The sequence below is a fragment of the uncultured Aquabacterium sp. genome, assembly GCF_913773725.1.
Taxonomy (GTDB): domain Bacteria; phylum Pseudomonadota; class Gammaproteobacteria; order Burkholderiales; family Burkholderiaceae_C; genus Aquabacterium.
Genome location: NZ_CAJYGK010000015.1, coordinates 12,447 through 34,501 on the forward strand (window position 1 = coordinate 12,447; position 22,055 = coordinate 34,501).

Below are 22,055 nucleotides of genomic sequence, written 5' to 3' on the forward strand. Positions count from 1 at the left end.
GGACCCCGCATGCAACGAATCTGGAACTTTCTCCTCAATCCCCGTGTGCTGACCGTGATCGGCGTGGCGGCGCTCGCGGGACTGCTGCTGCTCGGCGCGGACGCCATGCGCGTGGGCCTGTTGTGGGCCGGCGTGGTGCTGGGGGTGCTGGCGGCGGCCTGGCTCGCGGTGTGGGGTGTGCGGCGCTGGCGTGCCCGCCAGGCGGCCCGGGCGCTCGAAGAAGCGATGGCATCCGAGGCCGATCAGGCCGTGCGTCGCGCTGCACCGGGTCAGCAGGACGAGGTGGCGGCCGTGCGCGAGCGCATGGCCGAGGCGGTACGCCTGATCAAATCCTCCAAGCTGGGTGAAACGTCGGGCTCGGCCGCGCTTTACGAGCTCCCCTGGTATGCCGTGATCGGCAACCCCGCAGCGGGCAAGAGCTCGGCCGTGGTGAAGTCCGGCCTGAAGTTTCCGTTTGCAGAGAACACCGATCATGTGATCCAGGGCATTGGTGGCACCCGTCACTGCGACTGGTACTTCACCACTGAAGGCATCCTGCTGGACACCGCAGGGCGCTATGCCGTGCACGAGGAAGACCGCAAGGAGTGGCTGGGGTTTCTCTCGCTGTTGAAGAAGCACCGCCCGATGGCGCCGCTCAATGGGGTCATCATTGCCGTCAGCGTGGCGGAACTGGCAGGACACAAGCCCGAGTTCGCCATTGACCTTGCACTCAAGCTGCGGCAGCGCGTTCAGGAGTTGACCGAGCGGCTGGAGGTTTTCGCGCCGGTGTACGTGGTGTTCACCAAGGCGGACCTGATTGCCGGCTTCGTCGAGTTCTTCGAGGACCGCGATCGCCAGGAGCGTGACAAGGTCTGGGGTGCGACGCTCGCGTACGACACCAGCGCGCGCGGCGATGCCGTGGCCTTGTTCGACAAGCACTTCGACGAGCTCTACGAAGGCCTGAAAGCCGCCTCGGTCGCCCGCATGTCGCTGCATCGCGGCGAGCAACTGCCCCCCGGCGTACTGACCTTCCCGCTCGAGTTCGCCGCGCTCAAGCCGGCGCTGCGCACCTTCATCAACACCCTGTTCGAAGAGAACCCCTACCAGTTCCGCCCCATCTTCCGCGGCTTTTACTTCACCAGCGCGGTTCAGGAAGGGCAGTCCACCAGCCGGGCCAGCGAGCGTGTGGCCAGCCAGTTCGGCCTGCAACTGCAGCCGGGGACGTCGGCGGCGGTGTATTCGCAAAGCGGCTTTTTCCTGAAAGAGCTCTTCTCCCGCGTGATCTTTGCAGACCGGCAACTTGTTCAGCAGTACACCAGCCGACGCAAGCTGCGGCTGCGGTATGCCACCTTCTTCGGGGGCGTGTTGCTGCTGGGGATGCTGCTGGCAGGATGGACCTGGTCCTGGATGGGCAACCGCCAGCTGGTGGCGCATGTGCAGGCCGATATGGCCAAGGCCGAGCGCATCCAGGCGCAGCGCACCGATCTCGGCTCTCGCCTGGAAGCGCTGGAAATTCTGCAGGATCGCCTGGAGCAGATGCAGCGCTATCGCAGCATGCGTCCATGGTCGATCGGCCTGGGGCTCTACCAGGGCGAGGTCATCGAGCAGCGGCTCAAGGAGGAGTACTTTGCGGGGTTGCATGCCGTGATGCTCAAGCCATCGGCCGATGCGATCGCGGCTTACCTTGGAGAGGTCAACGCCCATGCGGCCCAGCTCAGGCCCCACCAGCCTGCGAGCGAAGCCGGCGGCGTGATGGCCGCGGGGGGCACACCCTCCGGCGAGGCGGCGTCCGCCGTGCCGGTGGCCTTGCAAGGAGGCTCCCCCGGCGCGACGAACGCGGCTTCGCCGTACACACGTGCATCCAGTACCGATGTGGCCGAGGCCTACAACGCCCTGAAGGCCTATCTGATGCTGGGAGACCGTGCCCGGCTGGAACCTGGCCACATGAGCGACCAGCTCACCCGTTTCTGGCGCAGCTGGCTGGAGACCAACCGCGGGGCGATGTCACGCGAGCAGATGATCGCAAGGGCCGAGCGGCTGATGTCGTATGCCGTGGGGCAGATGAGCGATCCTGCCTTCCCCCAGCAGGAGTTGAACCTGACGCTGCTGGACACCACGCGCGACAACCTTCGTCGGGTCATCAAGGGCATGCCCGCCCGGGAGCGCGTGTATGCCGAGATCAAGGCCCGCGCCGCGGTGCGGTTCGCGCCAGTGACCGTCACCCGTCTGGTCAGCGAATCGGACAGGAACGTGGTGGCCGGAAGCCATGCGGTGTCCGGCGCGTTCACCCGCGCGGCGTGGGATGGCTACGTGCGCGACGCCATCAAGGAGGCCGCGCATGGTGAACTGCAGTCCACTGACTGGGTCCTCAAGACCGCCGCTGCCGACGACCTGACGCTGGAAGGCAGCCCCGAGCAGATCCAGAAGGCCCTGACCCACCTCTACAAGACCGAGTACGTCCGGGAATGGCAGAAGTTCATGCAAGGCATCAGCGTGCAGGACTTCGCGGGCTTCGATCAGGCGGTGTCGCAGATGAACCGATTGGGCGATCCGTCCGCATCGCCGGTGGGCACCCTGATGCAGGCCCTGTACGACCAGACCGCCTGGGACAACCCCTCCATGGTCAACGAGCGTCTTGCCAAGACCCAGCGTGGATTCATGGAGTGGTTCAAGCAGACGGTGCTGGGCATGGTGCGTTCGCCGGTCCAGGTGAACGTCAACGTCGAAGGCATGCGCGCTGCCGAGATCCCGATGGGGCCGATCGGGCGCGAGTTCGGCGGCGTGGCGCGCATCGTCATGCCGCGCGAGGGAGCCAAGCCCATGCTGCAGAACTATCTGGCGGCCCTGTCGCAGCTGCGCTCGCGCTTCAACCAGATGAAGACCCAGGGCGATCCGGGGCCCGGTGCCCGCCAGATGATGCAGCAGACGCTCGACGGGCAGGGCGAGCTGGCCGACGCGCTGAAGTTCGTCGATGAGCACATGCTGGCCGGGATGAGCGATGCGCAGCGCGCGGCCTTGCGGCCCTTGCTGGTGCGGCCCTTGATTCAGGCCTTCGCTGTGCTCGTCAAGCCGGCCGAGGCGGAGCTCAATCGCGTCTGGATGGCCCAGGTGTACGAGCCCTATCAGCGCACGCTGGCCGGGAAGTACCCGTTCGACCGGGCCGCGCGCATCGAAGCCGGTCCCGCCGAGATCGCCAAGGTGTTCGGCAGCGAAGGGGCGGTGGCCAAGTACGTCGAGCAGGCGCTGGGAACATTGGTGCACAAGCGGGGCGACCAGATCACGCCACGCACCTGGGCCGATCTGGGGGTCCGGCTGCGCCCCGAGTTCGTCAATGGTCTGTCGGGGTGGGTGGCGCCGCTCACCGGCCAGGGGCCGGCGGCCGGGGCACCGGTCGGCGCAGCCGCCCAGGCCGAACCTCAGACTGTCTTCCAGCTCCTCCCGCAGCCCGTGCCGGGCCTGACCGAATACACGGTGGAGGTCGATGGCCAGGTGCTGCGCTATCGCAATGGCGCGGCCAGCTGGGCTCACTTTGTCTGGCCGGGTCCGGGCACGCCGGGCGCCAAGGTGCAGGGCGTGGACTACAGCGGCCGCCAGGTCGTGCTCTTCAACGAGCCCGGCCGCTACGGCCTGGAGAAAATGATCAACGCCGCGGTGCGGCGCAAGGTCGATGGCAATGCGTTCGAGTTGCGCTGGAGCAGTGGCGCCACCGCGGTGGCCGTGCACCTGCGCATCGTGTCGAACGCAGCGCCTTCGCCCGCTGCGACCGAGCAGGCCGCACCTGCTGCGGGCGCAGCATCGGCCCGTCCCGGCGCGCTGCCGGCCATGGTGGCCGGCGCAGCGGAGGACCCGTCACCGACGACGCCAGGTTCCCCCCCGTCTCCCGCCCCGGTTCAGCCGGGGATGCCGGTGCCTCAGGCAGCCCGCTCCACGGAGGTGGTCTCGTGAGCGCCGTACCGACCTTGCAGGCCACAGGCCAGCTCGTCTACTTCGGCAAGGTGCCATGCCGCGGGGATTTCGTGCGCAGCACCCAGCATGGCGCGCTGATCGAGCAGTTGGACCATTGGCAGAGCCACACGATGGAGCGCCTGTCTTCCGATCCCCGATGGAAGTTGCTGTACGACGCTGCCTCGCCGCTTGCGTTCGCGGTGCTGGGCACCGGAAGCCGGGTTGGCCTGGCAGGCCATTGGATGGCCAGTCAGGACGCTTCAGGGCGGCGTTTCCCTTTTCTGACGGCGTGCGCGCTGTCGCTCAACCTGCCGCGCGACACACTGCCGGTGGCGCCGGTCGCGCTGGCACGGATCTGGGGCCGACTCGAGCAGGTGGCCCGTGTGGCGCACGCGGCGACCGACCTGGCCCATGCGCAGGGCAGTCTGGACGCCCCGATGGACGTCGACCTCCAGGCGCCGCTTGCGCAACAGGCGCAGGCCGATTTCCTGGCGTCGCGGACGGTGGCGGCGCTCGACCAGATGCTCTCGTCCGGCACGCACCGCTTCTCGGTGCGGCATGCCACGCTGGCGTTGGGCCTGCTGCTGCAGCCCGCCATGGCGCAGGGGGCCGCCCGCTTGAACAAGGTGTTGTGTTGCCCGTTGCCTCAAGAGCCCGCCGTCCGGGCCTCTGTGGCAGGGTGGTGGCTGTCACTCGTGCTCGGCTTTTTCTCGCGGCACGAGGTGGAACTCGGCCTGTTTCTCGCGTCCGTAGACGGCCGGCCACACCTGGTGCTGGGTTTCCATGGTGCCTCGCCCGCGGTGCTGCATGCGCTGATCGATCCGGCCCGGCTGGACGAGCATGGCGTGTTTTTGCGCGACCTCGACTGGGTGGAGGACGAGGTGGACGCCGACTATGGCATGCGCAAGCTGTCGAACTACCTGCGTGACCCCGGCCTGTCGCTGGCGCAGGCCTTGAGCGTCTACAACGAAGTGTTTCTGGGAGTCTGACCGATGGTGAGCCGTTTCACCCCTGCCCGGCGCCACGTGCGTCAGGCGATTCTGCTCGTGCTGACGGCCTTGGGCGGGGCGTCGGTCGGGGCGCAGGCCGTGCCCGATGCCGGCAGCTCGGCCGGCGTGAGCACGGCGCCCGTGGTGGTGTCCGGGACGGTCCCGGACGAAGCCACGCGTGTCGCCATCCTGACCCGGATGCGCGAGCTCTATGGCGCGAGCCGGGTGGTCGACCAGCTCAGCCTGGGGACGGTGGTCGCCCCCGCGCAATGGCGAGACTACGTGCAGAAGCTGCTCTCGCCACACCTGCGACAGGTGTCCCATGGACAGCTGGCGGTCCAGGGGCAGGTCGTCGAGATCCGGGGTGAGGTGCCCAACGAGGCCGTGCGGCAGCAGCTGGCCAGCGACATGGCGCAGGCATTGAACCCGACTTACACCGTGCGCAACGGCCTGCGTGTGGCCGTGCAGGATCAGAGCGTGGTGGACCAGGCTCTGGCCAACCGCATCGTGGAGTTCGAGCCAGGCAGCGCGGTCCTGAGGCCGGCCAGCCTGCCTCTGCTGGACGAGATGGCCGCCGCAATGGCGCGCTTGAAGGACCGGCGTTTCGAGGTCATCGGCCACACCGACGCCGACGGCGCGCGGGCGGCCAACGTCAGCCTGTCGCTGGCCCGGGCGCAGGCAGTCAAGACCTATCTGATCGGCAAGGGCCTGCCGCCCGACCGGATCGCGATTTCCGGTATGGGGCCGGATCAGCCCGTGGCCAGCAATGCGACGGAGGCCGGCCGGGCCCGCAACCGTCGCATCGAGTTCCGCGTCGGCTCCTGATCCGGGGAGACAGGAGCGGGCAGGGGGGGGGCGTCAGTGGCTGTTGGAGTCCGTGGCGTCTGCCTGGAGTCCGAGCAGCTCTTCCAGGTGGCTCATGGCACCCTGGTCCTTCACCACGTGACGCAGCCACTCGTGCAGCGGCATTTCGGCCCACTTCACGGCCTTGTCGGCCAGATAGGCCACGGGGCTGTGGGGCTCGGTGCGGCGGAAGAACGTGGCCACCTCGCGCAGCTGCTGCAGTGCCTGGGTGCGGCTGGCCACCGGGCCGTGCAGCGCAGTCGGTGCGCCAGGTGCATCCCGTTCGGGGCCCGTGGCGTGAGGCGGTGATTCTGCCGTCGCGGAGGGCGGTTCGCTGGCGGGCGCGTCCAGCGCCCCGACCTCGCGGGCAAGGCGCTCCAGGTCGTGCCGCGCATCCTGCAGAGCGTCTCGTGCGCTGACGAAGCTCGGGCCCTCGGCTCCCAGTTCGGCGTCGATCACGGCCTGCAGTGCCTGGAGGGCTTCGTGGCATTGCTGGAGGGCGAGGACCTCGTCACGCAGCTGCTCGCGAGGGGTCTCGCGCAGCGCCCGCATGAAGCCCTCCACAGTCAAGGCATCGGCCGCCGGGGCCTGGCCCGCATCGGCGCCTGCCGGCTGGCCCGACTGCTGCCGTGCCACCGCCAGATCACGGAGGCTGTAAGCCGCTCCTTGGCGCCCGCGCGTGATCGGCCGGGTACGGGCGAAGTGCTGGACCTTTTGAAGCAACCAGCCGAGGTTGCCCACGCGCTCGTCCATGTCGTCGCCGTCCGGCTGCGGGTACAGCGCGGGCCAGTGCGTGCGGCAGAGTGCCGCGCACAAGGTCAGGCCGTCACGCAGACCTGCATATCCTCGCTGCATGGCCTCGGCTTCCGTCAGCCACATCACGAGACGCAGGTCCTTGCTGCGCTCGTTCAGTAACTGCTGGCACAGGCGGCTGACGCCGGGCCAGTCCGCCGCCTTCAATGCGGTGATCCATTCCCCTTGATTCAGCGTGGGGTCGTCTTCGCGCCGCATGTCGGCGATCTGATCGAATGCCGGCGAGAACGACAAGTCCTCGCCACACGGCGATGGGCCCTCCAGCGGGGCCGTCAAGGCGTCAAAATCCATGGTGTCCCTGTTGAATGTGCACGGCGCGCTCGGAGGCCGTGAGGGTGTCGGTCGCGCGGCGATCCGCACCATCGCGCATCATCCCATGAAGGTCGCGGCGGTCGGCTCACCCTGTCGAGGGTGAGCGCTCCCGACGCTGTCGCGAAAAGGTGATGAAATCAAATGAGATTGATTCGCAATTACACCCGGCGTGCTACGATGGCGGCATGAATTCGACCGTTGTTCCTCAGTGGGGCCCTCTGCCCGCCGCGCCCAGCGAGCTGAGCGCGTTGCAGCGCCATGCGCTGACGGTCGGTGTGGTGCTGACCCATGGGGCGCTGGCGGCGGCCATCGTGATGTTCGCCCGCGAAACCCCTTCCTTGCCGGAGCCCCAGGCCATCACCGTCGAGCTGGTCACCCAAGCACCGGAGACGGTGCTCACGCCTCCGGCACCCGCCAAGGTCGAAGCCCCGCCGCCTCCCGTGCCCCAGCCGCCGAAGCCAGTGGTCCAACCCAGCCGCCCGACGCCCACGCCGCCTGTGCTGAGCAGCCGCCAGCAGGCGACGGCCAACGACATCGTGGTCCCGCCGGTGACCGAGGTGAGGCCTCAGCCCGTGGCGCCGACACCCGCCGCTGCGCCGGCACCGGCCGCCGTGGCGGCACCCACCGCACCAGCGGCGGAACCGCCTCGGGCCCCAGCCGGCCCGAAGGTGCTGCCGTCGTCTGCTGTGCGCTACCTGGTCGAGCCGCCGCTCAGCTACCCGCGGGCGTCGCGTGAACTGGGGGAGCAGGGCGTCGTGCGCCTGAAGGTGCTGGTCGACGAGACCGGCCGCCCTCGTGACATCGAGATCGCCCGGTCCTCGGGGTACCCGCGTCTGGATCAGGCCGCGGTGTCAGCCATGCGCTCGGCCCGTTTTCAGCCGCATCTGGAGGAGGGCGTGGCCCGGACCGTCTGGGTGCTGGCGCCTCTGACATTCAATCTGGAAGACTGACATGACCGATACCACCACCGCGGCGACTTCGGCCGCTTCTGCCGTGACGGCCTCGACCGCCACCACGGCGCCCGCTGCAGCACCGGCCGAGCTGGGGTTCAGCCATTTCATTGCCCAGACCGATGCCGTGGGTCAGGGCCTGTTCGTCATCCTGGTGCTGATGTCGCTGGCGTCATGGGCGCTGATCGTCACCAAGGGTGTGGGTCTGTATCTGCGCCAGAAACGCAGCCAGGCCTTCCTGAACTTCTTCTGGAACGCGACCTCGCTCGAAGCCGTGCAGCACGAGATCAGCACCCACGGCGTGAGCGAGCCCTTCTCGCACCTGACCTCGCACGCCATGCACGCGCAGGCCCACCACGCTCGCTATGGCGCGGCGAAGCTGGAAGAAGCCGGCTCGGCCCAGGAGTTCCTGACCCGCACCATCAAGAAGGTGCTGGATGAGGAAACCATGCGCATGGAAAGCGGCCTCACCGTGCTGGCCACGATCGGGGCCACCGCGCCGTTTGTCGGCCTGTTCGGCACGGTGTGGGGCGTGTACCACGCGCTGCTGGCCATCGGCCAGACCGGTGCGGGCACGCTCGACAAGGTGGCCGGTCCGGTCGGCGAAGCGCTGATCATGACGGGCGTGGGCCTGGCCGTGGCCATCCCCGCCGTGATGGCCTACAACTGGCTGACCCGCAGCAACCGCGTGTGGGGCGCCCGCCTGGATGCCTTCGCCTTCGAGCTGTTTGCCTTCCTGTCGACCGGCCAGACGCTGAAGAACTCGACCAATGCCGAGCCGGGCCGTGCCCCTGCCGCCGTCGTGCCGATGAAGTCGCAAGCCTGAAGGGACTGAACCATGGCTTTCGCCAGTTTTGACGGCAAGAAGGGCAGTGCGCCGCTGGCCGAGATCAACATGGTGCCGCTGATCGATGTGATGCTGGTGCTGCTGGTGATCTTCATCGTCACCGCCCCCTTGCTGAGCCATTCGGTCAAGCTGGAGCTGCCGAAGGCCAGCGCCACGGTGATGTCGGCCAAGGCCGAGAAGATCGACCTGTCGATCGATGCCGATGGGGTACGGTACTGGAACGGCGCCGCGCTGACCCGCGAAGAGGCGGCCGCGCGCTTCACGGTCGAGGCTGAGAAGCAGCCGCAGCCCGAGATTCATCTGCGTGCCGACCAGGCGGTGCCCTATCGCGCGGTGGCCGAGACCTTGGCCGATGCCTCGCGGGCGGGCTTGAGCAAGATCGGTTTCGTGACCGATCCGGCGCCTGGCGCTGCGCCCACACCGGCCGCGACCCCGGCCAAGCCCTGACGCGGGGACGACTGATCTGACCGAGAATGCGGGCTCATATGAGCCCGCTTCCTTTTTCTGCCCCGCCTTCACCTCAGGCCCTGGCCGGCCTGCGTGTCATCGAACTCGGTCAGCTGATCGCCGGGCCGTTTGCCGGCAAGACGCTGGCAGATTTCGGTGCCGAGGTGATCAAGGTCGAACCCCCGCCCGCCGAGGGCACCGCAGGCGGTGACCCGCTGCGTCAGTGGCGCATGTTGCACAACGGCACCAGCGTGTGGTGGCAGGTGCAGAGCCGCAACAAGCAGAGTGTGGTGCTGGACTTGCGCACTCCGGAGGGCCGTGACACGGTGGCGCGGCTGATCGATGAGGCCGACGTCGTCATCGAGAACTTCAAGCCCGGCACGATGGAGAAATGGGGGCTGGGCTACGACGCACTGAGCGCGCGCAACCCGGGTCTCATCATGCTGCGCATCAGCGGTTACGGGCAGACCGGGCCCTACAAGGATCGCCCCGGTTTCGCCGTCGTGGGCGAGGCCATGGGTGGCATGCGCTACCTGAACGCCGAGCCCGGCCGCATCCCCGTGCGCGCCGGTGTGAGCCTGGGCGACACGCTCGCGGCACTGCACGGTGTGATCGGCATCCTGCTGGCGCTGCAGGCGCGACACGCCAGCGTCACGCCCGAGGCGCCCAAGGGCCGTGGGCAGGTGATCGACGTGGCGCTGTACGAGGCGGTGTTCAACTGCATGGAAAGCCTGTTGCCCGAGTACAGCGCCTTCGGCGCCGTGCGGCAGCCGGCTGGCTCGGCGCTGCCGGGGATCGCGCCCAGCAATGCTTATGCTTGTGCCGACGGGATGGTGGTGATCGGTGGCAATGGCGATTCGATCTTCAAGCGATTGATGATCGCGATCGGCCGCGATGACCTCGCCACCGACCCGGAACTGGCCAGCAACCCGGGACGGGTGAAGCGCGTGGCTGAAATCGATGCGGCCATTGGCGCCTGGACAGGCGCGCGGGCCGTGTCCCAGGTACTGGACGTGCTGAACGCGGCCAGCGTGCCGGTGGGACGGATCTACACCGCGCAGGACATCGCCGAAGACCCGCATTACCGGGCGCGCGAGATGATCGTGCCGGTGACCACGCACGACGGCCTGACGGTGGAGGTGCCCGGCATCGTGCCCAAGCTGTCTCGCACGCCCGGGGCCATCCAGCGGCGTGGCCCGCTGCTGGGCGAGGACACGGAGGCGGTGCTGTCCCGGCTCAAGAAGTGAGCCTTCACGGTAGCGCCGCTTTTTGATGTCCAATCGGCGCAGTACCGGGCTCACGACGAGGTCCGGACCAAGGAGGTTTTCCCTGTGAGTGCTCCGTCTTCCAGCGACGGCCAGTTCAGCCTGCTGCGCCAGCGCCGTTTCGCCCCGTTCTTCTTCACGCAGTTCCTCGGGGCGGCCAACGACAACCTGTTCAAGTTTGCGTTCACGGTGCTGGTGACCTATCAGCTGCAGGTGAGCTGGCTGGACGCGAAGATGGCCGGCCTGGTCATCGGGGCGCTGTTCATCCTGCCCTTCGTGCTGCTGTCGGCCACGGCCGGGCAGTGGGCCGACAAGCATGACAAGGCCTTCATCATGCGCAGCGTCAAGCTCATGGAGGTGGGCATCATGGTGCTCGCGGGCCTGGGCTTCTGGTTCACGTGGGTGCCGCTGCTGTTGGCGTGCGTGTTCCTGATGGGGCTGCATTCGACCCTGTTCGGCCCGGTGAAGTACGCCTACCTGCCGCAGCACCTGCGCGAGCATGAACTCACCGGGGGCAATGGCCTGGTCGAGATGGGCACCTTCGTGGCCATCCTGCTGGGCAATGTGGGTGGGGGCTTGCTGATGGGGGTTCCGGAAGCCGGCCGGCACTGGGTGGCGGCTGCGTGCTTCGCGGTGGCCGTGCTCGGCTGGCTGATGGCCCGCGCCATCCCGGCCTCGCCTTCCTCCGATCCTGACCTGAAGATCAACTGGAATCCGGTGTCGGAAACCTGGCGCAACTTGAGGCTGGCCGCCGCCTATCCGAGCGTGTTCCGTTCGCTGCTGGGCATTTCATGGATGTGGTTCTTCGGCGCCGTGTTCCTGGCGCAGTTCCCCTCGTTTGCACGCGACGTGCTGCACGGCGACGAGCACGTGGCCTCGCTGCTGCTGGTTGTGTTCTCGGTGGGCATTGCGGTGGGCTCGCTGCTGTGCGAGCGCTTCTCTCACCGGCACGTCGAGATCGGCCTGGTGCCCATCGGCGCGGTGGGCATGACCGTCTTCGCTTTCGACCTGTATCTTGCGGCCAGCGGGCTGACGCATCCGGCAGAAGCCCCGTTATTCACCGCTTCGGCGTTCGTGGCCCAGGCCGGGCATGGCCGGGTCATGGTGGACCTGGCGCTGCTTGCGTTCAGTGCCGGCCTCTACAGTGTGCCGATGTATGCCCTGATCCAGTTGCGTTCCCAGCCCAGCCACCGGGCCCGGATCATCGCAGCCAATAACATCCTCAACGCGTTGTTCATGATCGTCAGCAGCCTGGCCGCGGGCGCCATGCTGTCCGCGGGCTTCAGCATCCCCGAGGTGTTCGGCGCCACGGCCCTGCTCAACGTGCTGGTCGTGGGCTATGTGTTCTGGCTGATGCCCGAGTACATCGTGCGCCTGGTGATGCTGTTCGTGGCCCGCATCGTCTACCGGCTGCGCGTGCGGGGGGACCACCACCTGCCCACCGATGGCGCCGCCATCCTCGTGTGCAACCACGTGAGCTTCGTCGACGCGGTCATCCTGGGGGTGCTGAGCCCGCGCCCCATGGTCTTCATCATGGACCATCGCATCTTCCGCACACCGGGCATCGGCTGGTTCTTCCGGCTGGTCAAGGCCATTCCCATCGCGCCGCAGAAGGAGGACCCGGCGGCGTATGAGGCGGCGTTCGAGCGTGCCCGGGCCGTGCTGAACGAAGGGGAGCTGCTGTGTCTTTTCCCCGAGGGGGCCATCACGCGCGACGGCAAGCTGCAGCCGTTCAAGGCCGGCATCATGAAGATTCTTGAAACCAACCCCGTGCCGGTGATCCCGGCTGCCCTGCACAACCTGTGGGGCTCGAGCTTTTCCCGGATCGACGGGGTGGCCCTGGCGCGCCCCCTGCGTCGGGGGGTGTTCAACCCGGTGGGGCTGGTTGTCGGGGAACCGATCCCCGCCTCTCAGGTCACACCCGCGGTCCTGCAGCAGCGTGTGCAGAACCTGCTCGATGAGCCCACCCCTTGAACTGACGGAATCTCGCTACCCATGGGTAACCTGCTGACTCCGGCCGCCTGGCCCCGCATCGTACCGTTCGTGCTGTTCATGGCGCTGCTGGCGCTGCGTGGTGTCCTGCCTGCTGACGGGGCCGTGGATCCGCGCTGGGTCTACCCGGCCTGTGTGGTCGTGGTCAGTGGGTGCCTGGTGTTCTACTGGAAGCGCTACACGGAACTGCAGCGCCCCTATGGCGAAACCGTGCGCCTGGGATGGCGGGCAGCGCTGGTGTCCATCGTGGTCGGTCTGGTGATTTTCAAGCTGTGGGTCGTGCTGACCGAGCCATGGATGATGCTGGGGGAGCCTACGGCCACCTTCGTGCCGGTCGATGAAGAAGGGCGCCTGATGTGGGGCCTGATCGTGTTCCGCTGGATCGGGGCGGCGCTGATGGTGCCGGTGATGGAGGAGCTGTTCTGGCGTTCCTTCCTGATGCGCTGGGTGGACCGGCCAGATTTCGAGTCCATCGATCCGGCCCGGGTGTCGGTCAAGGCGATCGCGCTGTCGACGCTCGTGTTCATGCTGGCCCACACGCACTGGCTGGGCGCCATCCTGGCCGGTCTGGCCTACGCCTTGCTGTATCGTTACACCCGGTCCCTGTGGGCACCGATCCTCGCGCATGCCGTCACCAACGGCGTGCTGGGCGTGTGGGTGGTGCTCAACGGGAACTGGCAGTTCTGGTGAGCCCGGCATGGTGCCGGGCGTGTGCGAGAAGGTGATCGCTTGAGCGAGCAGATGACGCGGGCCCGGCGTGGCCCCGTGTGGTGGGTGGGTTTCCTGGTGCGTGCCGGCGTGGCCCTGACCTGCGTGTTGACCGTGGCCGCCGCTGTGCTGCTGCAAGTGGGGCCGTCTTCTCACCCCTTGCTGATCCTGGCGCCCTACCTCCCATGGCCTTGGTTGCTGTTGCCCGCGATGCTGTCGCTGTGGTGCACGATCTGGCTCAGGCCGGTGTGGCGATGGATGGCTGCGCTGTCTGTCGCGCTGGTGGCGGTCGTGGTGATGGACCTGGCATGGGGCTCGGCGGACGACGGAGAGCGCCCGTTGCGGCTGATGACCTACAACGCCAAGGTGTTGCTGGCGTCGCAGCGACCCGGTGGCATGGAGGGCCTGGCTTCCGAAATCGCGTTCCACGACCCCGACGTGCTGGTGATGCAGGATGCAGGCGGACTGCCGGCCATGGAGCGTGCCAATCCCGGTCTCCAGGCCAGCCTCTTCGGCGACCGGCAGGTCTTCTTTCACGGGCAGTATGTGGTGGCCAGCCGCTATCCGCTGTCGGGGTGCCGGGCTGTGCGCCTGCCTTTTCCGGTGGAGTACCACGAGCGGCATGACTTCGTGCACTGCGAGGTCCAGGGCCCCAACGGGCCTTTCACTCTCGTGACCGTTCATTTCGTGACACCCCGGCAGGGGCTGCTCGCCGTGCGCCATGGTGGGCTGGACGGGCTGGAAGCCTGGGAGGGCAACGTCATGGCCCGCATCGAGCAGGCCCACGGACTGGCCGAGCACCTGCGGGGTGTGGCAGGGCCTGTCATCGTGGCCGGCGACCTGAACGCACCCGAGCGCAGCGAGGTCGTGCGCAGCCTGCTGGCCACGGGCCTGCGCGATGTCTGGTCGTCAGCAGGCCGCGGCTATGGCTACACCCACGGGCATTCGCTGCGCATCGGCCTGCATCAGTCCTTTCTGCGCATCGACCACATCCTCGTTAGCTCGGACATCGGTGTGCAGGCCACCGAAGTTGGCGGTGGCCTTGCCTCCGAGCACCGGCCGGTGGTGGCCGACCTGTTGATGCAGCGCCGGCGTTGATGGCACGGGCCCGTGCGGGGCTCAGGCTCCTCGTGCGCGGTCGGCCGCGAACTGCTGCTGGAAGGCGGCGAAGCGGCCTTCGTCCAGGGCCTGCCGCACTTCCTTCATCAGGTTCAGGTAGTAGTGCAGGTTGTGGATGGTGGTCAGCATCGGGCCCAGCATCTCGCCGCACCGGTCGAGGTGGTGCAGGTAGGCGCGGCTGAAGTTCTGGCAGGTGTAGCAGGTGCAGGTCTCGTCGATCGGGCGCTCGTCGGACTTGTTGCGGGCGTTGCGCAGACGCAGGTCACCAAACCGCGTGAACAGGTGGCCGTTGCGCGCATTGCGGGTGGGCATGACGCAGTCGAACATGTCGACACCCGCGGCCACGCCAGCCACCAGGTCTTCCGGCGTGCCCACGCCCATCAGGTAACGCGGCTTGTGGGTTGGCAGCTTCGGGCTGATGAAGTTCATCACCCGCATCATCTCGTCCTTGGGCTCGCCCACGCTCACGCCGCCGATGGCGTAGCCCGGCAGGTCCAGGTCGGCCAGGCCGGCCAGCGATTCTTCCCGCAGGTGCTCGAACATGCCGCCCTGCACGATGCCGAACAGCGCGTTGGGGTTCTCCAGGCGCTGGAACTCGGTGATGCACCGCTTGGCCCAGCGCAGGCTGAGTTCCATCGAGGCGCGGGCTTCCTTCTCGGTGGTGATGTGGCCGAGTGACTTGTCGCCTTTCCAGTAAGGCGTGCACTCGTCGAACTGCATGACGATGTCCGAGTTCAGGATGGTCTGGATCTGCATGCTGATCTCGGGCGTGAGGAACAGCTTGTCACCATTGACCGGCGAGGCGAAGCGCACGCCTTCCTCGCTGATCTTGCGCATGTCACCCAGCGACCAGACCTGGAAGCCGCCCGAGTCCGTCAGGATGGGCTTGTGCCAGTTCTCGAACTTATGCAGCCCGCCGAACTGCTGCATGATGTCCAGGCCGGGGCGCATCCACAGGTGGAAGGTGTTGCCCAGGATGATCTGCGCGCCCATCTCTTCCAGCGAGCGCGGCATCACGCCCTTGACGGTGCCATAGGTGCCCACGGGCATGAAGATCGGTGTCTCGACCACGCCGTGGTTGAGGGTCAGTCGGCCGCGGCGAGCGTGGCCTTCGGTCTTGAGCAGGTCGAATGTCAGCATGGAAATTCCGGGTGTCGGATCAGGCCGCTGCGGCGTGGCCGTGCAAGCGGTTGAGGCGTTCGAGCAGGCGCTCGCTGCGGAAGGGTTTGGCCAGCACGTCCTGGCCCGAGGCACTCAGGCGCGCGATTTCGCTGGGGTCGGTGTCGCCACTGATGATGAGCGTCTTGAGCGTGCGGCCCTGGGCCTGCGCCTGCGCGCTCAGTCTCTGAGCCAGTTGAAGGCCGTTGAGGCCGGGCAGTCGGTAGTCGGTGATCAGGGTGTCGGGCAACGCGTCGTCGCCCTCGGCCAGCAGTTCGGGGAGGTCGTCGAGCAGGGCCTCGCTGTCCGGCCAGCAATGGGCGTGGGCCCCCCAGCTGTGCAGCATTTCCTCAAGGGCGCCGCGCAGCAGGAGGTCGTCTTCCACCACCCAGATGATCTGGCCTGTCAGCGGGCGTTCGGGCGCGGAGGTTGCCACCTGGGCCTGCTTCGGTGCGAGGTTGAGTGGCAATTCGATGGCGAAGCACGAGCCTCGGCCCGGGCGGGAGCGCAGGGTCACGGTCTCACCGAGCACGGTGGCCGTTCGGCGGACGATGGCCAGGCCCAGGCCAATGCCGCGACTGCGATCGCGGGCCGCGTTGCTGACCTGGTAGAACTCTTCGAAGATGCGTTCCTGCTGGTCGGGGGCGATGCCGATGCCGGTGTCCCACACCTCGATGCGCAGCCGATGGCGACCCCGTCGGCGCGCGGCCACCAGCACGCCACCCCGTTGGGTGTACCGGATGGCATTGGCCACGAGGTTGCGCAGCACGCTGTGCAGCAGCATGGGGTCGGTCAGCACCGCCAGGTGGTCGCGTCCCGCGTGGCGAGGCAGGCGGAAGCGCAACTGCAGCCCCTTGGCATCGGCGGCACTCTGTTCGTGCACTTTCACGGCCTGAAAGACATCGTGCAGGCACACGGCCTGGAAGGCGGGCTTGACAGCGCCGGCATCCAGCCGCGAGATGTCCAGCAGGCCCACCAGCAGCGATTCCATCGAGCTGACGGCTTCGTCCAGCGTGTGGGTCAGCTTGCGGGTTTCGGGCGTGGTCGCCTGCTGTCGCAGCAGGCTGGTCAGCAGGCCGATGGCCGCCGTGGGCTGGCGCAGGTCGTGGCTGGCGGCGGCCAGAAAGCGGGTCTTGGACTGGTTGGCGGCCTCCAGCGCGCGGGTGCGCTCGGCCACCCGCTCTTCCAGCGTCACATTGAGCCGCTCGGCCAGCGTCATGGCCTCGACGAACTTGCGCATCAGCGTGAGCGCAAAGCCCAAGAAGATGATGGGTGAGAAGTAGGGCGTCCAGTAAAGGTCGGTGACGGCGAGCAGCGGGGTGAGGAACAGGTAGTCGTGTCCCATGCTGACCAGCGTCCCGACCGGCCCCAACGTCATGGCCACGGCCTCCATCCAGTGCCGGGTCCAGGCGTGCTGCACGATCTTCACGACGATCAGGATCCCGCCCAACATCATCAGCGGGTAGGTGATCATGCGCAGCACATCCAGGTAGGGCGTGCCCATGGCCATCAGGCCCAGCACCGGCACACCGAAGCCGATGGCGCGCAGCGGCCAGATCAGACGCTCATAGGGGATGTTGGCATACGACAGGCCGAACATCACGTGGTAGTAGGTCGTGATGGCGTGCGTGGCGAAGAACAGCCAGTCCACGAAGGGGGCCGGCCAGGTGATGGTCTCGACCAGGTACAGCGCGTTGCGGCCGCACATGATCAGCATCAGCCAGCCGAAGTACCCGAAGATGACTTCGTTGGGGCGTGCACGCCATGCCAGCAGGATGAACAGCGCCATGCCGACCACGCTCATGTTGGCGGTTTGCGGCAGCTCGACCGTGAGCATGGCCCAGCGGTCGAAGTCGTCGCGCATGGCATCCAGCGGGCCGGCCACGATGGGCGACACCCCCGGCTTGCGGAAGTTGTTCATCCGCACGTCGATCTGGATGTCGTTCTCGCCGGGCAGCAGCACATTGGCCGGCACCTCGATCAGATAGGGCAGGGTGCCCATGCTCGTGATCTGGTCGCCTTCCATGTGTCGGGTACCGAGTGGCACGCCGTTGACGGTGACGCGGTGGTTGCCGGGCAGGCGGTCGATCCGCAGGGCCCACGGCTCTTTGGGCGCGCGCTCCAGTTGCAGGCGGGCGCGGTAGCAGGCTTCGGCCGGCGGCGTGATCTTCAACTGCCGCCAGTCATCGGGGAGGCTGACGGCCCGGCCATCGCGCCCCTCGGCACAGGCGCCGAGCGCCAGCGTGGCCTGGTTGATGGTCTGGGTGAGAACAGCGCTGGCCGGCGCGGCATGCCCTGAACCTGCGGCGCACAGCAGCAGGAGCGTCAACAGACAGCGAAGCCAGCGCAACATGGAATCACCTCTGGATCAGCATGGCGTCGCCATAGCTGAAGAACCGGTAGCGTTGGGCGATGGCGTGCGCGTACAGCGACCGGATGTGCTCGTAGCCCGCGAGTGCGCTGACCAGCATCATCAGCGTACTTTTGGGCAGGTGGAAGTTGGTGATCAGCACGTCCACCACCCTGAAATCGAAACCAGGGGTGATGAAGATGTCGGTGTCACGCTGGCCGGCATCCAGGATGGCTTCCGGAGTGGCGCCGCGTGCCGCCGACTCGAGGGCGCGCAGCGTGGTCGTGCCCACCGACACGATCCGGCCACCGGCCGCGCGGGTGGCCCGGATGGCGTCCGCCGTGGCCTGGGGGACGTCGAACCACTCGCTGTGCATCTTGTGTTCGGCCAGGTTGTCGGTGCGCACCGGCTGGAAAGTGCCCGCGCCCACGTGCAGCGTCACCTCGGCGGTGCGGATGCCGCGGGCGGCCAGGCCGGCCAGCACGCCCTCGTCGAAGTGCAGGGCGGCCGTCGGGGCCGCCACGGCGCCCGGCTCTTTCGCGAACACCGTCTGGTAGCGCCGCACGTCGTCTTCTTCGTCGGCGTGGGTGATGTAGGGGGGCAGAGGCACGTGGCCGTGCCGTTCCAGCAGCGTGAACGGGTCGCCCTCGAAGCGCAGGTGGAACAGGCCGTCGTCCGGCCCGCAGCGGCCCAGCACCTCGGCGTCGAAGGCATCGGCAAAGCGCACGCGGGCGCCGGCCTTGGGCGATTTGCTGGCGCGCATGTGGGCCCAGACTTCCTGGGTGCCGGGCAGCACGCGTTCGATGAGGGCCTCGACCGCGCCGCCCGTGGCCTTGGTGCCGAACAGGCGGGCCTTGATGACGCGGGTGTTGTTGAAGACCAGCAGATCCCCTGGCTGCAACAGGTCGGGCAGGTCGCGGAAAACGCGGTCGACGGGCTGGGCGCCCCGGCCGTCGAGCAAGCGGGAGGCGCTGCGTTCCGGGGCCGGGTGCTGGGCGATCAGGGACTCGGGGAGATCGAAATCGAAATCGGCGAGGGTGTAGGCGCGGTCAGGTGAGGGGGCGAGGACGGACATCGGGTTTTGAGGGGCGGACGAGCCCCGTGCCAAAAGGCGTGATTGTCGCTCAAGCGCCGAGGGCTCGGCCTGCCTGACAATGCCCCTTTTTCCGATTTCCCGCGCACACCGTCATGAAGACCCACGACATCGAACTGCAACGCATCAAGGCCATCCGGCATGACAAGGGCCTCATCGAACTGAGCGTCGATGCGCTGGTCCAGCCTCGTCCCGCCAAGGACGAGCGCATCACCAGCACGCTGTCGCTGGCGGTGGATGATGCGCGTACCCTCATCCTCCTGCTCAAGCAGCAGGTGACGGAGCTGGACAAGCTCAATCCCCGCAGCCGGCGCTCGGGCCGCTGCTGAGCCGGCCTCGCACTGAACCCGCAGGCACAATCTGCTGCGTCTTCCAGCCGATCCGCGACATCATCTTGCCCCGCCAGGCCGCATCCCCCAGCCCACCGACCGGTGCCCCTTCCGTCGCCCGGTCCGCGGCCCGCTCTGCGCCCCAGAAGGCGATGGACAAGCTCGGCCTTGTGCGCGACATCGACCTGGCGCTGCACCTGCCGCTGCGCTATGAGGATGAAACCCGCCTGACCCGCTTGTGCGAGGCCCGCGACGGCGAGACCGTGCAGGTGGAAGGCACGGTGCGCGAAAGCCGCGTCGAAGCCCGCGGGCGTCGGCAGCTGATCATCCGCCTGGGCGATGGCAGTGGCGAGGTCCTGCTGCGCTTTCTGAACTTCTACGGCTCTCAGCAGAAGAGTTGGGGGCCGGGCGTGCGCCTGCGTGTGCGCGGTGAGCTGCGTCATGGCTTCTTCGGGCGCGAGATGGTGCATCCCACGGTCCGCATCGTGAAGGAGGACACCCCGCTGGCTGCGGCGTTGACGCCGGTGTACCCGACGGCTGCTGGCCTGCCGCAGGCCTACCTGCGCAAGGCGGTGGCCGCGGGGCTGGCCCGGGCACCGCTGGACGAGGTGATCCCTTCTGCGCTGTTGCCCGGCACCTGGCCCACGCTGCGCGAGGCACTGCACTTCCTGCACCACCCCAGCCCTGAGGTGTCGCTGGCGGCCCTGGAAGACCACAGCCACCCGGCCTGGCAGCGCCTGAAGTTCGAGGAACTGCTGGCCCAGCAGATGTCGCAACTGCGCGCGCGGGCCGAGCGAGCCCACCTGCGCGCACCCTCGCTGCGGGCGAAGCCTCAGGGTCTGCTGGATCGCCTGATGGCGGTGCTGCCCTTCGAGCTGACCGGCGCCCAGCAGCGCGTGGTGGCCGAGATCGCGACCGACCTGTCTCTGGCCCGGCCGATGCACCGGCTTTTGCAGGGCGACGTAGGCTCGGGCAAGACCGTGGTGGCCGCTCTGGCTGCCGCCGTGGCGATGGATGCCGGCTGGCAGTGCGCCCTGATGGCGCCCACCGAGATCCTGGCCGAGCAGCACTTCCGCAGGCTCGTGGGCTGGCTGGAGCCGCTGGGTGTGAAGGTGGCCTGGCTTACTGGCAGCCTCAAGCCGAAGATGAAACGGGAGCAGATGGCCGCCGTGGCATCGGGTGAGGCCCAACTCGTGGTCGGCACCCACGCTGTCATTCAGGACCAGGTCGAGTTCGCCAAGCTGGGGCTGGCGCTGATCGACGAGCAGCACCGCTTCGGCGTGGCACAGCGCCTGCAACTGCGCCGCAAGCTGGAAAGCACCGAGCTCGAGCCACACTTGCTGATGATGAGCGCCACGCCCATCCCCCGCACGCTGGCCATGACCTACCTGGCCGACCTCGAGGTGAGCACCATCGACGAGTTGCCCCCCGGCCGCACGCCCATCGTCACCAAGGTGTTTGTCGACGCCCGTCGTGAGGAGGTCATCGAGCGCATTCGTGACGAAGTGGCCCGCGGCAGGCAGGTGTACTGGGTCTGCCCGCTGATCGACGAGACCGAGGCCAGCGACCAGGCTGCCGACGAGGCCGCGGGTCGTGCGTCCGACCGGCGGCCGCCGCTGGACTTGAGCAACGTGACACAGACTCATCAGGAGCTGAGCGAGACGCTGCAGGGCTTCGGCGTGGGCCTGTTGCACGGCCGTCTGCCGGCCGCCGAGAAGGCCGAGGTCATGGCGCAGTTCGCCGCCAACGCGCTGGCCGTGCTGGTCGCCACCACCGTCATCGAGGTGGGCGTGGACGTGCCCAACGCCAGCCTGATGGTGATCGAGCATGCCGAGCGCTTCGGCCTGAGTCAGCTGCACCAGCTGCGCGGCCGGGTGGGGCGCGGGGCCGTGGCCAGTGTGTGCGTGCTTCTGTATGGCTCGCCGCTGTCGGATTCGGGCAAGCAGCGCCTCAAGGCCATGGTGGAGACCACCGACGGTTTCGAGATCGCCCGACGTGACCTCGAGATCCGGGGCCCCGGCGAGTTCATGGGCGCCCGTCAGTCCGGAGCCGCCCTGCTGCGCTTTGCCGACCTGGAGGAGGACCAGGCACTGATCGCCCAAGCGCGTCAGGTGGCCGAGGTCCTGCTGCGCGAGCACCCGCAAGCGGCCCAGCGCCACGCCGCACGCTGGCTGGGCGCCAAATCGGAGTACCTCAAGGCCTGATCGCCGTGCGAGCCGAGGCGTTCACCGGCTTGCCGCACAATCCAGGTCATGACGTTGACTGAACTCCGCTACATCGTCGCCGTGGCCCGCGAGCGCCACTTCGGGCGCGCCGCCGAAGCCTGTTTCGTGTCGCAGCCGACGCTGTCGGTGGCGGTCAAGAAGCTCGAAGACGAACTCGATGTGAAGCTCTTCGAGCGTGGCAGTGCTGAGATCAGCGTGACACCGCTGGGCGAAGAGATCATCCGTCAGGCTCAGGCGGTGCTCGAGCAGGCCCAGGCCATCAAGGAAATCGCCAAGCGTGGCAAGGATCCGCTGGCGGGCCCTCTGCGACTGGGCGTGATCTACACGATCGGCCCCTACCTGCTGCCCGATCTGGTCCGCCAGGCGATTGCCCGCGTGCCCCAGATGCCGCTGATGCTGCAGGAGAACTTCACGGTCAAGCTGCTGGAGATGCTGCGTGCGGGCGAGCTCGATTGCGCCATCCTGGCCGAGCCTTTCCCGGAGACCAACCTGGCCACAGCCCCGCTGTACGAGGAGCCCTTCATGGTGGCGGTGCCGCGCAGCCACCCCCTGGCCAGCCGCGAGCGCATCGGCGCCGAGGAGCTCAAGCGCGAGACCATGCTGCTGCTGGGCTCCGGCCACTGTTTCCGTGACCACGTGCTCGAGGTCTGCCCTGAGTTTGCCCGCTTCTCGAGCGATGCCGAAGGCATCC

The 22,055-nt window shown here is 67.7% G+C and carries 17 protein-coding genes; 13 read left to right on the forward strand and 4 right to left on the reverse strand.

What is annotated here, in order from left to right; all coding sequences use genetic code 11:
* The first annotated feature begins 9 nt into the window (after positions 1-9).
* The 3 genes from tssM to QZ709_RS01000 are packed head-to-tail and all read left to right on the forward strand — an operon-like array spanning position 10 to position 5,738.
* Complete coding sequence (tssM, locus tag QZ709_RS00990; protein ID WP_294635504.1) at positions 10-3,924, forward strand: type VI secretion system membrane subunit TssM; 3,915 nt, start codon at positions 10-12, stop codon at positions 3,922-3,924.
* Positions 3,921-4,913 carry a type VI secretion system-associated protein TagF gene (gene tagF / locus QZ709_RS00995; RefSeq protein ID WP_294635505.1) on the forward strand — a complete coding sequence of 331 codons (993 nt, stop codon included), beginning with the start codon at positions 3,921-3,923 and terminating at the stop codon, positions 4,911-4,913. Before tssM ends, tagF begins: the two co-directional genes overlap by 4 nt.
* Before the next feature lie 3 nt (positions 4,914-4,916).
* The gene (locus QZ709_RS01000; protein ID WP_294635506.1) at positions 4,917-5,738 is read left to right on the forward strand and encodes an OmpA family protein; all 822 of its coding nucleotides are present in this window, start codon (positions 4,917-4,919) and stop codon (positions 5,736-5,738) included.
* 33 nt (positions 5,739-5,771) lie between these two features.
* Here the strand turns inward: QZ709_RS01000 and tssA are convergent, their stop codons facing one another.
* Positions 5,772-6,860, reverse strand: coding sequence for a type VI secretion system protein TssA (gene tssA, locus QZ709_RS01005; RefSeq protein ID WP_294635507.1), 1,089 nt, complete (start codon positions 6,858-6,860; stop codon positions 5,772-5,774).
* Between the two features lie 206 nt (positions 6,861-7,066).
* On the opposite strand from tssA, the gene QZ709_RS01010 reads away from it, so the two are divergent.
* The 7 genes from QZ709_RS01010 (at position 7,067) to QZ709_RS01040 (ending at position 14,188) form a co-directional block, all read left to right on the forward strand.
* On the forward strand, positions 7,067-7,831 hold the full coding sequence (locus tag QZ709_RS01010) for an energy transducer TonB (RefSeq protein ID WP_294635508.1): 765 nt from the start codon (positions 7,067-7,069) through the stop codon (positions 7,829-7,831).
* A gap of 1 nt (position 7,832) precedes the next feature.
* Positions 7,833-8,657 (forward strand): MotA/TolQ/ExbB proton channel family protein, encoded by an 825-nt coding sequence (locus QZ709_RS01015; protein ID WP_294635509.1) that lies wholly within the window; start codon positions 7,833-7,835, stop codon positions 8,655-8,657.
* A gap of 12 nt (positions 8,658-8,669) precedes the next feature.
* Positions 8,670-9,125, forward strand: a complete 456-nt coding sequence (locus QZ709_RS01020) for a biopolymer transporter ExbD (RefSeq protein WP_294635510.1) — start codon at positions 8,670-8,672, stop codon at positions 9,123-9,125.
* 38 nt (positions 9,126-9,163) lie between these two features.
* A complete protein-coding gene (locus QZ709_RS01025) occupies positions 9,164-10,372 on the forward strand; it encodes a CoA transferase (protein ID WP_294635511.1) in 1,209 nt (402 codons plus the stop codon).
* 84 nt (positions 10,373-10,456) lie between these two features.
* Positions 10,457-12,364: an MFS transporter gene (locus QZ709_RS01030; RefSeq protein WP_294635512.1), complete on the forward strand. Its 1,908-nt coding sequence runs from the start codon at positions 10,457-10,459 to the stop codon at positions 12,362-12,364.
* A 21-nt stretch (positions 12,365-12,385) separates the two neighbouring features.
* Positions 12,386-13,072 (forward strand): CAAX prenyl protease-related protein, encoded by a 687-nt coding sequence (locus QZ709_RS01035; protein ID WP_294635513.1) that lies wholly within the window; start codon positions 12,386-12,388, stop codon positions 13,070-13,072.
* Positions 13,073-13,111: 39 nt separating this feature from the next.
* The gene (locus QZ709_RS01040) at positions 13,112-14,188 is read left to right on the forward strand and encodes an endonuclease/exonuclease/phosphatase family protein (protein WP_294635514.1); all 1,077 of its coding nucleotides are present in this window, start codon (positions 13,112-13,114) and stop codon (positions 14,186-14,188) included.
* 21 nt (positions 14,189-14,209) lie between these two features.
* Here QZ709_RS01040 and tgt read toward each other — a convergent pair whose 3' ends face one another.
* Genes tgt through queA form a run of 3 tightly spaced genes read right to left on the reverse strand, consistent with a single transcriptional unit; the run spans position 14,210 to position 18,792 of the window.
* A complete protein-coding gene (gene tgt, locus QZ709_RS01045; protein WP_294635515.1) occupies positions 14,210-15,349 on the reverse strand; it encodes a tRNA guanosine(34) transglycosylase Tgt in 1,140 nt (379 codons plus the stop codon).
* A 19-nt stretch (positions 15,350-15,368) separates the two neighbouring features.
* Entirely contained in the window at positions 15,369-17,720 is a 2,352-nt protein-coding gene (locus tag QZ709_RS01050; protein ID WP_294635516.1) for a hybrid sensor histidine kinase/response regulator, read from the reverse strand.
* A 4-nt stretch (positions 17,721-17,724) separates the two neighbouring features.
* Positions 17,725-18,792: a tRNA preQ1(34) S-adenosylmethionine ribosyltransferase-isomerase QueA gene (queA, locus tag QZ709_RS01055; protein WP_294635517.1), complete on the reverse strand. Its 1,068-nt coding sequence runs from the start codon at positions 18,790-18,792 to the stop codon at positions 17,725-17,727.
* A gap of 113 nt (positions 18,793-18,905) precedes the next feature.
* On the opposite strand from queA, the gene QZ709_RS01060 reads away from it, so the two are divergent.
* The 3 genes from QZ709_RS01060 to QZ709_RS01070 all read left to right on the forward strand — a co-directional run.
* Complete coding sequence (locus QZ709_RS01060) at positions 18,906-19,139, forward strand: hypothetical protein (RefSeq protein WP_294635518.1); 234 nt, start codon at positions 18,906-18,908, stop codon at positions 19,137-19,139.
* A 152-nt stretch (positions 19,140-19,291) separates the two neighbouring features.
* Entirely contained in the window at positions 19,292-21,343 is a 2,052-nt protein-coding gene (gene recG / locus QZ709_RS01065) for an ATP-dependent DNA helicase RecG (RefSeq protein ID WP_294635519.1), read from the forward strand.
* Positions 21,344-21,391: 48 nt separating this feature from the next.
* Positions 21,392-22,055, forward strand: a 664-nt coding sequence (locus QZ709_RS01070; protein WP_294635520.1) for a LysR substrate-binding domain-containing protein, incomplete at its 3' end; no start/stop codon positions are given.

Bases quoted from the DNA above. Each gene is read 5' to 3' on its own strand.
- QZ709_RS01020 (WP_294635510.1), top strand. From the start codon at position 8,670: ATGGCTTTCGCCAGTTTTGACGGCAAGAAGGGCAGTGCGCCGCTGGCC.
- tssA (WP_294635507.1), bottom strand. From the start codon at position 6,860: ATGGATTTTGACGCCTTGACGGCCCCGCTGGAGGGCCCATCGCCGTGT.
- tgt (WP_294635515.1), bottom strand. From the start codon at position 15,349: ATGCTGACATTCGACCTGCTCAAGACCGAAGGCCACGCTCGCCGCGGC.
- QZ709_RS01010 (WP_294635508.1), top strand. From the start codon at position 7,067: ATGAATTCGACCGTTGTTCCTCAGTGGGGCCCTCTGCCCGCCGCGCCC.
- QZ709_RS01000 (WP_294635506.1), top strand. From the start codon at position 4,917: ATGGTGAGCCGTTTCACCCCTGCCCGGCGCCACGTGCGTCAGGCGATT.
- QZ709_RS01015 (WP_294635509.1), top strand. From the start codon at position 7,833: ATGACCGATACCACCACCGCGGCGACTTCGGCCGCTTCTGCCGTGACG.
- QZ709_RS01025 (WP_294635511.1), top strand. From the start codon at position 9,164: ATGAGCCCGCTTCCTTTTTCTGCCCCGCCTTCACCTCAGGCCCTGGCC.
- tssM (WP_294635504.1), top strand. From the start codon at position 10: ATGCAACGAATCTGGAACTTTCTCCTCAATCCCCGTGTGCTGACCGTG.
- QZ709_RS01035 (WP_294635513.1), top strand. From the start codon at position 12,386: ATGGGTAACCTGCTGACTCCGGCCGCCTGGCCCCGCATCGTACCGTTC.
- QZ709_RS01050 (WP_294635516.1), bottom strand. From the start codon at position 17,720: ATGTTGCGCTGGCTTCGCTGTCTGTTGACGCTCCTGCTGCTGTGCGCC.
- queA (WP_294635517.1), bottom strand. From the start codon at position 18,792: ATGTCCGTCCTCGCCCCCTCACCTGACCGCGCCTACACCCTCGCCGAT.
- recG (WP_294635519.1), top strand. From the start codon at position 19,292: ATGGACAAGCTCGGCCTTGTGCGCGACATCGACCTGGCGCTGCACCTG.
- QZ709_RS01060 (WP_294635518.1), top strand. From the start codon at position 18,906: ATGAAGACCCACGACATCGAACTGCAACGCATCAAGGCCATCCGGCAT.